The following is a 12364-nucleotide window of genomic DNA, read 5'->3' on the forward strand; positions in this document are numbered from 1 at the left end:
GAGCTTGGACAGCAGAACGGTAAATTTAATGAACAAAGAAATTAGTTGGGATTGTCTGATTCTGTGTGGGGCCATAGATGAAGGGGGAGCGCATTTAAAAGGGGATCGCGATGAAGCTGAATGAACAGAAGTTTTTGGCAGATCTTCACAAGCTGCGTAGCTTTGGTGCCAGTGGCGTGGGAAAGGGCGTTGTGCGCCGTGCCTTCACTGAGGCGGATATCGCCTCGCGCCATTGGCTGGCACAACAGATGAAAAATGCTGGATTAGAACCTCATTTTGACCCCGTTGGAAATTTGTTTGGCTTGGCTAAGGGCAAATCGTTGTTGATCGGATCACACAGCGACAGTCAGCCCGAGGGCGGTTGGCTAGATGGCGCGCTGGGCGTGATTGCGGGGCTGGAAATTGCACGGGCCAGCAAAGAGGCCGGAGGCCCACCGATCTCGGTTGTTAGTTTTCAGGACGAAGAGGGACGGTTTGGTGTGACCACTGGGTCTGACATCTGGTCGGGCAAAGTGGCGTTGGAAACAGCTGATGCCTTTACCGACAACGACGGAATCACTTTGGCTCAGGCTCGTGAGCTGATGTCGGACATGGCGCAGGATTTTCTGCCACTTGATCGGTTCACCGGGTTTCTGGAAATGCACATCGAGCAAGGCCCCGCACTGGACCAAAGCGGCGACAAGATCGGCGTGGTGACAGACATCGTTGGTATTCGCGATATGCGTATTACCTTTGACGGTCGCCAGAATCACGCAGGCACCACGCCCATGCATCTGCGACAGGACGCCTTTCAGGCCTTGTCAGATTTCAACACGCAGCTGAATGACCGGCTGCGCAATGTGGTCACACCATCGACGGTCTGGACCATCGGTCACGTCTCGCTGCATCCCAATGCCTCATCGGTTGTGCCTGGAAGCGTTACCTTTTCAATGCAATGGCGCGACGGCGATACGGCTCGGCTCAAGGCTATGGAGCATGTCATTCATGACCTCGCACAAGAAATCGCGGATAGTCGGAATATGAAAGCCACGCTCAGCCCAGTCATGGGGATCGAACCTGCCGCGATGGACGCCAGACTGCGTGCTGCCCTTGCCAAGGCAGCCGAAGACGAAGCCCCTGATCAATGGCGCCAGATGCCATCGGGTGCGCTGCATGACGCGGCTAACTTGTCGTCGGTAATGCCGGTGGCGATGCTGTTTGTGCCCTCAATTGGTGGCATCAGCCATGCATTTGATGAGGACACAGACGAGGTCGACCTAACACGCGGGTTGCGGGTATTGGCACAGGCAGCTCAGGCACTGGCATAACTGCAGGTTCTACTTATAACCAGTAAAGTCCTGTCCGGGCTTGATGTTCGGATAGGCAACCATGCTTTGGGTAAGGTCGGTCAGGATTTTGGTCACAGGCGTCATCACCCAAGCGTGGGCAAACCCTTCGTTGCCCCATAACTCAAACTGCTCGGCAGGATCTTCTTTGATGTTATAGACCTGTGGAAACGTGTGTTTCTTGATCTCGGAAAAAGTTGCCTCGGCGGTAAAGAAATGAACCTTCAGATCGCGCCACTTCACAGCAAACACGTCGTCCCCGACAAATGTCACCACATGCTCGCGGTTAGACTTTTCCTGTTCGCCAAGCAAAAACGCACTTTGGTCGATGCCATCAATGGGGCGGTCGGTAGGGATGCGGTTAGACTCACCCACCAGCGTGGCCAGCGTTGGATAGATATCCAGAACCGAGATGATTTCATTGGTCACGACACCGGGTCGGATTTCACCGGGCCAGCGGATCATTCCGGGGGTTCGCATACCCCCCTCAAAACCGGTGCTAAGCGATCCCCGCCAGGGCCCTGTTGAACCGCCAACTTCGCCGGTGGCATACCCCCGCCCCTGCGGCAGGGTGCCGGGACCATTGTCACCAGTGAGCACAACGATGGTGTTTTCAGCGGCATTGACCGCTTCAAGGGTTTCAATAATGCGCCCGATGTTATGGTCTACTTCGTATTTGATATCCGAATAGTATCCAGCGCCTGACATGCCTTCGAAATCAGGGTGAACAACCCAGGGCGGGTGGAACTGGGTGAAGCCAACATAGAGATAAAATGGATCTTTGCCGCCAGCATTGCGGTGAATGTAATCAACAGCTCGGTTGGTTATTTGCCTGTCAAAGGTCGTCTTGCCAGAAATGTCATAAAGCTCGGTTTCATACGAGGGTGCGCCCTTAGTACCTTCCCAGAAATGGGGTGTGGCAGCGACATCAGAGTCGAATTCCGGGGTGGAGGTGTAGGCTGCGGCGTTTGAGCCTTCGTTGATGCCCCACCATTCATCGTAACCCTGATCACTTGGGTGACGGCCTACCTGTGACCCAATGTGCCATTTGCCAAATAGGGCAGTTTTGTACCCCGCGTCAGAGAGCAATTCAGCGATTGTGTATTCCCATGGCGCCAACCCATCGGGTTCGCCGGGTGCGGCAACCTTTTGTGTCCCAGAACGGATCGGCAAACGACCCGTGTGAATGGCTGATCGGGTTGGCGTGCATTGGTTTTCTATGTTGAAGTTCAAAAACCGCATGCCCTGAGCGGCAAGCGCGTCGATTTCGGGTGTTGGTACAGTACTGCCCTGTAGCCCAATGTCGCCCCAACCCCAATTATCCACCAGTAAATAGATGATATTTGGCTTGTCAGATTGCGCGAAAGAAGGGCTGGCAGCAAAGAGAGGAACTGCGGAAACGGCGGCTGCTAATAGCTGGCGGCTTAATCGGTTCATGGAATTTCCCTCGTGTTGAAGTCTCTTTCGTTAATTCAAATCCGTACTTGGCTTCAGCTCAGGCTCTGGCGTAACCACGTTTCAGCGCTCGGTTTCGGTACTGGTCAGCGGCCTTCGAGGCATCGCGCAGATTGCTGAAGATGTTGATTGTGCTTTGGCCATTGCACCCGGAAATTCCCCATTCCCGCAGCACCGAGACTTCGGAGAACAGGTTCATCGCAAGTTCGACGCGATAAAAGCGTGGGGCCCGTGTAGGGGCTTGGCGGTAAAGTAGACAGGTGGCCATAGATGATTCGTACCGCGAGTGATTCGTGACGGCAATAGCTGAGAGGCCTTAAACAGGGCGGAATTCATTATCCAAGCACTCAACAATTTCCGCTCGTGCCGGAGATCGCAGGAGTTTTGCGTATTTATATTTGAACGCGCCGCTTGAAAGCTCAACAATCTGCTGCACTACCCAGTCAGGGTCCAACATGGTTGCGGTGTCTTCGTCGGTGCCCTCCCAGAACGGCGTGCGGATGCCCGAAGGCGCGGCCACCAGAACTTTGCCGATCTCGGGATCACGTGCCAGCGCAGCCCCTAACATTCCCAGACCGGATTTCGTCGCACAATAAGCCGCTTCCAGCGGGCGCGGTGTATATTGGGAACTGGAGGTGATCAGCATGATCTTTAGCGGTGTGGGGGTGCGTTGTTTGAGCCGTTGAACCAGCAGCATCGGGGCCAACAGGCCGACATTCACCATTGTTTGCAGTTCGCGGTCGCTTTGCTGATCAATGTAACCCCGCTGAAGAAAACCAGCGGCATAGATCAGTGTGTGGACCTGCTCGAAACCGTCCAAAACGCGGTCGATATCACATGCCAAGAGGGCATTGGCTTCCGTTATTGGCAGTGACTTGAAAGTTGCGCCCTTTAGAGCTGGATCCTTGCGTCCAGTGATGCAGACATTGTGGTCTTCAGCCAAATAATGTTCGGCCAATTCCTTGCCAACACCCGAGGTGCCGCCAACAATCAATATGTTCTTTTTCATAATGCGCTCCCCTTAAAAATATACTCGACGATCAAGCCGCCGCACCCGCGCGTTTAATTCCAGCTGACGTCGCCGAGGAAAATATACCCGGCGCCATAGATGGTTTTGATCAGGCGGGGGTTCTTTGGGTCTTCGCGCAGCTTGGTACGTAGACGAGAAATCCGCACGTCCATCGCCCGGTCAAAGCTATCACCCGCAGCCCCACCCAAAAGTTCCTGCATTTGCGCCCGTGAAATCAATCGCTTGGGGCTATCGAGGAACAGCCGCAAAACCTCTCCCTCTGCATGGGAAAACGGGGTTTCTTCGCCCTGCTCATCCTCCAGCATGTAGCGATCAAAATGGGCAGTCCATCCTGAAAAGAGCGCAGTGTTCCCAGACTGAGCAGCCGGGCGCGGTCCACTGCGCAGCCGCACACGCACACGCGCCACAACTTCGGCTGGATCAAAGGGTTTGGTGATGTAATCATCGGCCCCCAGTTCCAACCCGGTCACCCGGTCCTGCACCTGTGCGCGACCAGAAATGATGATCACGGCTGCCCCTTGTTCCAGGGCCAACCGGTGCACCAGGGCCAGTCCATCGGTATCCGGCAATGACAGGTCTACCAGACAGACATCTGGTGTCACACGCTTGAGCGAGGCTTCGAACTCGCGGGCACGGGAAAAGCTTTGGGTGCGAAACCCGGCCTCGTCCAGAGCATCCGACAGGATCTGGCGAATTTCCGGTTCGTCATCCAGAATAGTAATCAATGGCGCGGTCATGCCGTGGTCTCCGGTGTAAGCAGCGCGGCGAGTTGAGCCGTTGTAAACGGTTTTTGCAAGACCGGTCCCTGTCGCAGGGCGGAACGATGTAGTGGATCAGATGGTGGAAGTGATGTCATCAAGATGCAAGGCAGCCCCGATCCGCGCAGGCGCGCCTCAAGATCCAGGCCAGTTGCCTCACCTTGCAAGCGGATGTCGGATAGAATTAGGGCAATATCCGGTAAGTCCGCTGCCAGGGCACAGGCCTCATCAACCGAGGTCGCTTCGATCACAGAAAGGCCAAGTTCGATGAGCATGTCGCGAAAAGTGGCCCGCAGTGCATCGCTATCTTCGACCAAAAGGGCTAAACCACTGCGCGGGCAGGGGGCCTTGCGGTAAGGTAGTCGCAGGGTGACGCGGGCACCTGAAATGGTGTTGCCGATGCTGAAATCTCCGCCCGCCAGTTTTACCGCATCATACACCATCGGCAGCCCTAATCCCGAGCCTTCGCCGCCTTTGGTGGTAAAGAAGGGATGCAGCGCCTTGTCTAATGCCTCTTTGGAAAAACCCGGCCCTGTGTCGCTTACCGTGATTTCCAGCCAGGTCTCGCCTACGATATGGGCGGCAACCGTGATCTGCCCGTTGGTGCCACAGGCGTCCCTTGCGTTCAGGATCAGGTTCAACAATGCGTCCTGCAAGACACCCGGATCCAGCAGCAGTGGCGCATCCGGGGTATTGTTCAGCAGGCTCAGCCCCATGGCTTGCGGCAGCGACGGCGAGGCCAGTATTTTTAACTCGTTCAGCAGAGTGTTCATATTGGTGGCTTTGGGCCGCAGAGTGCGGTGCCCGGTCATGTCGGCAATGCGGTTCAGCAGTCGGCCACCGCGCCGTGCTGCCGAAAGTGTACCCTGTATCAATTGGCCTGCTTCGGACGGCAGTGACATGTTTTCAAGCTTGCTTTGCATACCCAGGATAATGGTCAGCAGGTTGGAAAAATCATGCGCCAAGCCGCTGGTCATTTGCGCAGCCATCTCGCGCCGCCGCGATTGTTGCAGCGCCACTCGCGCCTGTGTTTCCTCGGTCACGTCCATCGACAAGACATAGATCCCGCCAGCCGGATCCGGGGTCAGCGCCACCCTGATCCGTTGGCTGCTGTGGTCCTCGGTAAACTCAAACACCGCGTTCTTACCGGTATAGGCCGTTTCCAGATGTGGCTTGATCCGCGCAAAAGAGGTCTCGCCCAAGGCCTCGGCAATATGCATCCCGCGAATTTTCGAGGGTCGACCGGGAAAGACTGAGCTGAGGCGGCTGTTGGTATAGGTGTAATATCCGTCTTCATCGACGTGGGCGATATGGGCTGGCATCATTTCAGTGGTCAGCCGGGTGCGTTCTTCGATGTCGGTCAACTGTCGCTTGGTTTCTTCAAGCGACATGTTGGTAGCTGCCAGCTCGCGGTTCGCGGCTGACAGTTTTTCTGTGTGCTCCAGCACCTGCTCCGATAGTTCTTCAGAGCGGGCGCGCAACAATTCTTCTACCTGCTTGGTGCGGGTAATGTCTGTATAGACGGTAACCCAGCCGCCATTGGGCAGTGGCGCGCCCTCGATAGAGATGACCTGACCATTGCCGCGTTCGCGTTCCAGGTAATGCGGAACAAAATCCTTGGCCTGATCCACCCGCTGCTGCACCAAGTCCTCGATGTCTTCAACTGGGCCGTATTCCCCACTCTCGGCAATAAATCGGATGGTGTCGTCAAACCGTGCACCGGGTGTGACAAGGTGATCTGGCAGGCCAAACATCTCTTGGAACCGCCGGTTGCAAACCGCCAAATTCAAATCGTCGTCATAGATCGACAGCGCCTGAGCAATCAGGTTCAGCCCCGCCATGGTCATCGCTGTGGTTTGCTTGTTGGTCTTATCCATCCCTATCTCCCGCCATAGGGCTAGCACTGCTGACTGCGCGGGCAAAGGGGGCTGGGGGCGTTTTGCCAGTAACTTGCGACCGTTACAATTCGTAACAATTGGGAAAACATCAGGAAAAAGTTGACGGACAAACTCTGTCAGGTCCCTAATCGGGATCAGAATCGCCATCAAGCGATCAGTCTGGCTGAAACGGCCGGAGTGGGAGGAGATTAAAATTGGCTCAGACGCAGTCGGGTGCCGAGGGACTATTGTCCCTGCCGGCGCTGCTTCAACGCAATGCGACACAGTTCGCGAATTCACCCGCCTATCGGGAGAAGGAATTTGGCATTTGGCAATGCTGGAGCTGGGCCGAAGCTGAAAAAGAGATCGAGGCGCTGGCGCTGGGGCTGATCAACCTTGGTGTCAACAAGGGTGACTTTATCGCCGTCATTGGCCGCAACCGCCCTTATATGTATTGGTCTATGGTTGCCGCACAGTCGGTTGGGGCCATTCCGGTGCCCTTGTACCAAGACGCCAATGCCGAAGAGATGGCCTATGTACTAAGCCATTGTGGCGCGCGGTTTGTGGTCGTCACCGATCAGGAGCAGGTCGACAAGGTGATCGATGTGCAAGATCAACTGCACCAATTCGAGCATTTGATCTACTTTGATCCTCGCGGATTGCGAAAATACGACCACTCGCAACTGCATCAGTACAGTCATGTGCAGGATCAAGGCCGTGCGGCCCATGACGAATATATGCCCGAGCTGATCCGGCGCCGTAGCGAGCTGACCTACGACAGCACCTGCGTGATGCTTTATACTTCGGGAACCACCGGTAAGCCCAAGGGCGTGGTTCTGTCCAACCGCAATGTGATCGAAAGCGCCAAGAACGCGTCCGAGTTTGACAAGCTGGGTGTCGAAGACGAAATCCTTGCCTATCTGCCGATGGCCTGGGTTGGAGATTTCATCTTCTCAATTGGTCAGGCTTACTGGACCGGGTTCTGTGTGAACTGCCCAGAAAGCGCCGAGACCATGATGACCGACCTGCGCGAGATCGGTCCCAGCTATTACTTTGCGCCGCCGCGCGTGTTCGAAACCCAGCTGACCAACGTCATGATCCGCATGGAAGACGCCGGTAAGCTGAAGCAGAAAATGTTCCATCACTTCATGGCCCACGCCAAAAAGGTAGGACCAGCCATTTTGGATGGCAAACCGGTTGGGTTCATGGACCGAATCAAATACGCGCTGGGCGACTTTATGGTCTATGGCCCGCTGAAAGATACGCTTGGTTTTGGCAAGGTTCGGGTTGGTTACACGGCGGGCGAGGCCATCGGCCCCGAGATTTTTGAATTCTACCGCTCGCTGGGTATCAACCTAAAGCAGCTGTATGGGCAGACCGAGGCAACTGTGTTCATCACCGTCCAGCCAGATGGCGAAGTGCGTGCGGATACAGTGGGTATTCCGGCACCGGATGTTGAGATCAAGATCGCCGATAATGGTGAGATCTTTTATCGTTCACCCGGCACCTTTGTCGAGTATTACAAAAACCCTGAAAGCACGGCAGACACCAAAGACGCCGAAGGTTGGGTTGCCACCGGTGATGCAGGCTTCTTTGAAGATGGCTCGGGTCACCTGCGCATCATCGACCGGGCCAAGGACGTTGGCAAAATGGCCGATGGCAGCATGTTTGCCCCTAAGTATGTCGAAAACAAACTGAAGTTCTATCCTGATATCCTAGAGGCAGTGCTGTTTGGCAATGGCAAGGATCGCTGTGTTGCATTCATCAACATCGACCTGACGGCGGTGGGCAACTGGGCGGAACGCAACAACATCGCCTATGCCTCGTATCAGGAACTGGCCGGCCATCCCAAGGTGCTGCAAAGCATTGCTGAGCATGTGTCGACGGTCAACAAATCGGTGGCCGAAGACCCAATGCTGTCGGGCTGTCAGGTGCATCGCTTTGTGGTGCTGCACAAGGAACTGGATGCAGATGATGGCGAAATGACCCGCACCCGCAAAGTGCGCCGCCGCATTGTTGAGGACAAGTTCTCCGACATCATTGCCGCGCTTTACGACGGATCCGAGACGATCTCGACCACCACCGAGGTGACCTATGAGGACGGCCGCAAAGGCGCGATCAGCGCAACGCTTGAAATCGCGGATGCCGAGGTCGTGTCTTCGATGGGCCACAAGGTAGCGGCAGAATGAGTATTTCCGGCAAGAAAAAGGGCGCGGAGTCGTGAAGGATATGCAGGACGGATATATCACCGAGGACGGCCGCAAGATTGGCAGCGTTGTGATGGAGATGAAAAACATCACCCTGCGGTTTGGCGGTGTGGTGGCGATCAAGGACATCAGTTTCGACATCCGCGAGGGCGAGATCCGCGCGATTATTGGTCCAAACGGGGCTGGTAAATCATCGATGCTCAACGTGATTTCAGGTTTCTATGTGCCGCAAGAGGGCGAAGTTTGGTTCCACGGTGCGCCGCGGCCAAAGATGCGCCCCTATGAGGTGGCCAAGCAGGGTATCGCACGGACATTCCAAAACATCGCGCTGTTCGAAGGCATGAGCGTCTTGGACAACGTGATGACCGGGCGGCTGGGCCATATGAAGTCGGGCATGTTTGCCCAGGCGTTGTGGCGTGGCAAGGCCGAGGCCGAAGAGGTGGCCAACCGCGAAGTGGCCGAGAAGATTATCGACTTTCTGGAAATCCAGCACATCCGCAAAACCCCGGTGGCGCGTCTACCCTATGGTTTGAAAAAGCGGGTGGAGCTGGCGCGCGCGCTGGCGGCGGAACCGAAGCTACTGCTGCTGGACGAGCCTATGGCCGGTATGAACGTCGAGGAAAAAGAGGACATGAGCCGCTTTATCCTGGATGTGAACGACGAATTTGGCACCACCATCGCGTTGATCGAACACGACATGGGCGTGGTGATGGATCTGTCCGATCGCGTGGTGGTGATGGATTACGGCAAGAAAATCGGCGACGGCACCCCGGACGAGGTGCGTAACAACCAAGACGTCATCGACGCCTATCTGGGGGTGTCGCATGACTGACAATCTGACAGACGGAATAGGGGGCTATGATGCCTGATCAGTTTCTTTATGCCACCGAGGTTTTCATCAATGGTCTGATGGCGGGCGTGCTCTATGCGCTGGTGGCGTTGGGCTTTGTGTTGATCTACAAGGCCTCCGGTATCTTCAATTATGCCCAGGGGGTCATGGCGCTGTTTGCGGCGATGACGCTGGTGGGGATTATGAACGGCCAGGTGCCGTTCAGCCATATCATCAACGCTGTGTTTGGTACTGAAATCCACCATTTTGGCTGGCATGTCCCAGCTTTTGTCGCGATCTTGTTGACGGTGGCGGTGATGGTGGGTTTTGCCTGGTTGGTGCAGCGATTGGTAATGCGCCATCTGGTGGGACAAGAGCCGATCATCCTGTTCATGGCCACCATTGGTCTGGCCTATTTCCTCGAAGGCGTATCTGATCTGATGTGGGGGTCTGAGATCAAGAAACTGGACGTTGGCCTGCCGCAGGGTGGCTCGTTCTGGATCGAAGACATGACCGCGGGTCTGGGCAGCGACAATTTCTACGGCTTCTTTATTGATAATCTGGATATGGTGGCGACTATCGTAGCGGCCTTGCTGGTGGTCGGGCTGGTGCTGTTTTCGCAATACACCAAACAGGGCCGCGCGATGCGGGCTGTGGCTGATGACCACCAAGCGGCGTTGTCAGTTGGCATCTCGCTAAACTTCATCTGGGTGCTGGTCTGGTCGGTTGCAGGCTTTGTCGCGCTGGTTGCCGGTATCATGTGGGGCACCAAATCGGGCGTGCAGTTCTCGCTCTCGCTGATCGCGCTCAAGGCGCTGCCGGTGCTGATGCTTGGCGGCTTTACTTCGATCCCCGGTGCCATTGTTGGCGGGTTGATCATTGGTGTCGGCGAGAAGCTGTTCGAATTCTGGGTTGGCCCATTGGTCGGAGGCGCAACCGAGAACTGGTTCGCCTATGTGCTGGCCCTACTGTTCCTGGTGTTTCGTCCGCAAGGCCTGTTTGGGGAGAAGATCATTGAACGGGTTTGAACAGTCAATGATCCAGTTGCGCCCTGATCAGCTCTCTAGTCGACGGAAGGCAGCGACTACAATGGCTGCAGAGATGCAGGTGACCAGGGTAAAGGCAATGGTGACGCTGCCAGTCAGTTGCGCTGTCAAAAATGTCATCAGCCCAGCACAAATGAGGCCGATCAGGGCCGTCCCCCAGAGGCTGGGGGTCGCAGGGGCCTTCTCTCGCGGCCCGGGTTCGGATTCAACCGGAGGCAACACAGTTGCTTCCTCGACAGTCGACAGTAATCGGGTCTTAGCGACCGAATACTCAAATTCCGAAACTTCACCTTTTTCCCGTGCGGCTTCCAGCCGCCGGACTTCCTCAAAAATCGTGTTCATAGCTCTCACTCACTTTTCCCGCGAACAAAGTGACACAAAGGAGTGGGGAAAGTGTGACCAAAACCGCTTTTTTGACAAAGTGGTTAATGCAGGGAGTGTCGGATGTTCAAACTAGTCGCAATCACATGCCCCATCGCTTGGTTTGGCTTTTGGGCCTTTGGCTACCTTGCGATCACCGCCGATGGATTTAGCGCAGGCCAACTGGTGACCTCGACACTGCTGGCAGCGGTGGGGCTCATGACGGGGCTCATCGCTTACTTGCATCTGGCGCGGTCTGCCGAGGCCAGTGGCTATGCAAAAAAGACAAAACAACTGGATGCAGCGGTGCGCAACCGTGCTCAGCAACAGGGGAGCATCTAAGATATGTTCTATCGTGAAGCGGGAGATTTCAAAACCTCCTATCAATTGGACAGCCAGACCTTCCCGATCAAGTTTGACCGGTATCGATACTATGCCGTTCTGGCGATTGCCTTTCTGGTGGTGCCCTTCGTCATCAACGACTACTGGGCCAACGCGATCCTGCTGCCGTTTCTGATCTACGCGATTGCGGCGATTGGTCTAAATATTTTGGTTGGCTACGCTGGTCAGGTCAGCCTGGGAACCGGTGGTTTCATGGCGGTGGGCGCCTATGCTTGCTACAAATTCATGACCATGATGCCCGAAGTCTCGATGTTCGTTCACGTGTTGCTGTCGGGTGGCATGACGGCAATTGTCTGTGTGGTGTTTGGCCTGCCCAGCCTGCGGATCAAAGGCTTCTATCTGGCGGTGGCCACATTGGCGGCTCAGTTCTTTCTGGTCTGGTTGTTCAACCGTGTGCCATGGTTCTACAACTACTCGGCTTCCGGACAAATCAATGCGCCAGAGCGTGACGTTTTTGGGATCCTGATCACCGGCCCCAGCGCGCCGGCATGGGCCACTTATTTGTTTAGCCTGATCTTCCTGACACTCTGTGCGTTGATCGCTCGCAACCTGACACGCGGCACCATTGGTCGCAGCTGGATGGCGATCCGCGACATGGACATCGCCGCTGAGATTATCGGGGTGAACCCGCTGAAGGCCAAGCTGACAGCCTTTGCGGTGTCCGGTTTCTTCATTGGCATCTCGGGCGCTCTATTCTTCTCGGTTTATCTGGGTGCGGTTGAAGTGGGCGAGGCCTTTGGCATCACCAAATCATTCCTGGTGCTGTTCATGGTGATCATCGGTGGTCTGGGCTCGATCTTCGGTTCTTTTGCGGGTGCGGCGTTCCTGGTGCTGTTGCCAGTGGTGCTCAAGGTTGTTGGCGTCGATGTCTTTGGCTGGCCTACCGACATTGTCGCGCATTTCCAGTTGGTGATCGTGGGCGCCCTGATCATCGTATTCCTGATTGCTGAACCCCACGGGCTGGCGCAGCTATGGCGTGTTGCCAAGGAAAAACTAAGACTTTGGCCTTTCCCACATTAACGGGGCAGGCATCTAAGCTGCGAGGGCAATAACAAGATCAAACCCTCGTTCATCC

At 55.6% G+C, this 12364-nt stretch carries 12 protein-coding genes; 6 read left to right on the top strand and 6 right to left on the bottom strand.

Features of this window, described 5'->3' with window-relative positions; genetic code table 11:
- The first annotated feature begins 110 nt into the window (after positions 1–110).
- Complete coding sequence (locus tag AC2T28_RS05575) at positions 111–1307, top strand: hydantoinase/carbamoylase family amidase (protein ID WP_486747950.1); 1197 nt, start codon at positions 111–113, stop codon at positions 1305–1307.
- Between the two features lie 9 nt (positions 1308–1316).
- Here the strand turns inward: AC2T28_RS05575 and AC2T28_RS05580 are convergent, their stop codons facing one another.
- The 5 genes from AC2T28_RS05580 to AC2T28_RS05600 are packed head-to-tail and all read right to left on the bottom strand — an operon-like array spanning position 1317 to position 6445.
- Positions 1317–2762 carry a sulfatase-like hydrolase/transferase gene (locus tag AC2T28_RS05580; protein WP_486747951.1) on the bottom strand — a complete coding sequence of 482 codons (1446 nt, stop codon included), beginning with the start codon at positions 2760–2762 and terminating at the stop codon, positions 1317–1319.
- 58 nt (positions 2763–2820) lie between these two features.
- Positions 2821–3048: a WGR domain-containing protein gene (locus tag AC2T28_RS05585; RefSeq protein WP_486747952.1), complete on the bottom strand. Its 228-nt coding sequence runs from the start codon at positions 3046–3048 to the stop codon at positions 2821–2823.
- A 48-nt stretch (positions 3049–3096) separates the two neighbouring features.
- A complete protein-coding gene (locus AC2T28_RS05590) occupies positions 3097–3789 on the bottom strand; it encodes an SDR family NAD(P)-dependent oxidoreductase (RefSeq protein WP_486747953.1) in 693 nt (230 codons plus the stop codon).
- Between the two features lie 53 nt (positions 3790–3842).
- On the bottom strand, positions 3843–4547 hold the full coding sequence (locus AC2T28_RS05595; protein WP_486747954.1) for a response regulator transcription factor: 705 nt from the start codon (positions 4545–4547) through the stop codon (positions 3843–3845).
- Complete coding sequence (locus tag AC2T28_RS05600) at positions 4544–6445, bottom strand: hybrid sensor histidine kinase/response regulator (protein WP_486747955.1); 1902 nt, start codon at positions 6443–6445, stop codon at positions 4544–4546. The genes AC2T28_RS05595 and AC2T28_RS05600 overlap by 4 nt, the downstream gene beginning before the upstream one ends.
- Before the next feature lie 215 nt (positions 6446–6660).
- Between AC2T28_RS05600 and AC2T28_RS05605 the strand changes: the two genes are divergently transcribed.
- Genes AC2T28_RS05605 through AC2T28_RS05615 form a run of 3 tightly spaced genes read left to right on the top strand, consistent with a single transcriptional unit; the run spans position 6661 to position 10509 of the window.
- Complete coding sequence (locus AC2T28_RS05605) at positions 6661–8634, top strand: AMP-binding protein (protein ID WP_486747956.1); 1974 nt, start codon at positions 6661–6663, stop codon at positions 8632–8634.
- A gap of 40 nt (positions 8635–8674) precedes the next feature.
- Positions 8675–9484: an ABC transporter ATP-binding protein gene (locus tag AC2T28_RS05610; protein ID WP_486748026.1), complete on the top strand. Its 810-nt coding sequence runs from the start codon at positions 8675–8677 to the stop codon at positions 9482–9484.
- 29 nt (positions 9485–9513) lie between these two features.
- A complete protein-coding gene (locus tag AC2T28_RS05615; RefSeq protein ID WP_486747957.1) occupies positions 9514–10509 on the top strand; it encodes a branched-chain amino acid ABC transporter permease in 996 nt (331 codons plus the stop codon).
- Positions 10510–10536: 27 nt separating this feature from the next.
- Here the strand turns inward: AC2T28_RS05615 and AC2T28_RS05620 are convergent, their stop codons facing one another.
- The gene (locus tag AC2T28_RS05620) at positions 10537–10869 is read right to left on the bottom strand and encodes an SHOCT domain-containing protein (protein WP_486747958.1); all 333 of its coding nucleotides are present in this window, start codon (positions 10867–10869) and stop codon (positions 10537–10539) included.
- Positions 10870–10971: 102 nt separating this feature from the next.
- Between AC2T28_RS05620 and AC2T28_RS05625 the strand changes: the two genes are divergently transcribed.
- Both AC2T28_RS05625 and AC2T28_RS05630 read left to right on the top strand, forming a co-directional pair.
- Entirely contained in the window at positions 10972–11229 is a 258-nt protein-coding gene (locus tag AC2T28_RS05625; protein WP_486747959.1) for a hypothetical protein, read from the top strand.
- Between the two features lie 3 nt (positions 11230–11232).
- A complete protein-coding gene (locus AC2T28_RS05630; protein ID WP_486747960.1) occupies positions 11233–12309 on the top strand; it encodes a branched-chain amino acid ABC transporter permease in 1077 nt (358 codons plus the stop codon).
- The last annotated feature ends 55 nt before the right edge of the window (positions 12310–12364 follow it).

It is taken from the genome of Parasedimentitalea nitratireducens (genome assembly GCF_057444295.1).

What these genes read in the sequence shown, in the direction of transcription:
- AC2T28_RS05595 (WP_486747954.1), bottom strand. Translation starts at nt 4,547, where the DNA reads ATGACCGCGCCATTGATTACTATTCTGGATGACGAACCGGAAATTCGC.
- AC2T28_RS05620 (WP_486747958.1), bottom strand. Translation starts at nt 10,869, where the DNA reads ATGAACACGATTTTTGAGGAAGTCCGGCGGCTGGAAGCCGCACGGGAA.
- AC2T28_RS05600 (WP_486747955.1), bottom strand. Translation starts at nt 6,445, where the DNA reads ATGGATAAGACCAACAAGCAAACCACAGCGATGACCATGGCGGGGCTG.
- AC2T28_RS05625 (WP_486747959.1), top strand. Translation starts at nt 10,972, where the DNA reads ATGTTCAAACTAGTCGCAATCACATGCCCCATCGCTTGGTTTGGCTTT.
- AC2T28_RS05580 (WP_486747951.1), bottom strand. Translation starts at nt 2,762, where the DNA reads ATGAACCGATTAAGCCGCCAGCTATTAGCAGCCGCCGTTTCCGCAGTT.
- AC2T28_RS05585 (WP_486747952.1), bottom strand. Translation starts at nt 3,048, where the DNA reads ATGGCCACCTGTCTACTTTACCGCCAAGCCCCTACACGGGCCCCACGC.
- AC2T28_RS05590 (WP_486747953.1), bottom strand. Translation starts at nt 3,789, where the DNA reads ATGAAAAAGAACATATTGATTGTTGGCGGCACCTCGGGTGTTGGCAAG.
- AC2T28_RS05615 (WP_486747957.1), top strand. Translation starts at nt 9,514, where the DNA reads ATGCCTGATCAGTTTCTTTATGCCACCGAGGTTTTCATCAATGGTCTG.
- AC2T28_RS05575 (WP_486747950.1), top strand. Translation starts at nt 111, where the DNA reads ATGAAGCTGAATGAACAGAAGTTTTTGGCAGATCTTCACAAGCTGCGT.
- AC2T28_RS05630 (WP_486747960.1), top strand. Translation starts at nt 11,233, where the DNA reads ATGTTCTATCGTGAAGCGGGAGATTTCAAAACCTCCTATCAATTGGAC.
- AC2T28_RS05610 (WP_486748026.1), top strand. Translation starts at nt 8,675, where the DNA reads ATGCAGGACGGATATATCACCGAGGACGGCCGCAAGATTGGCAGCGTT.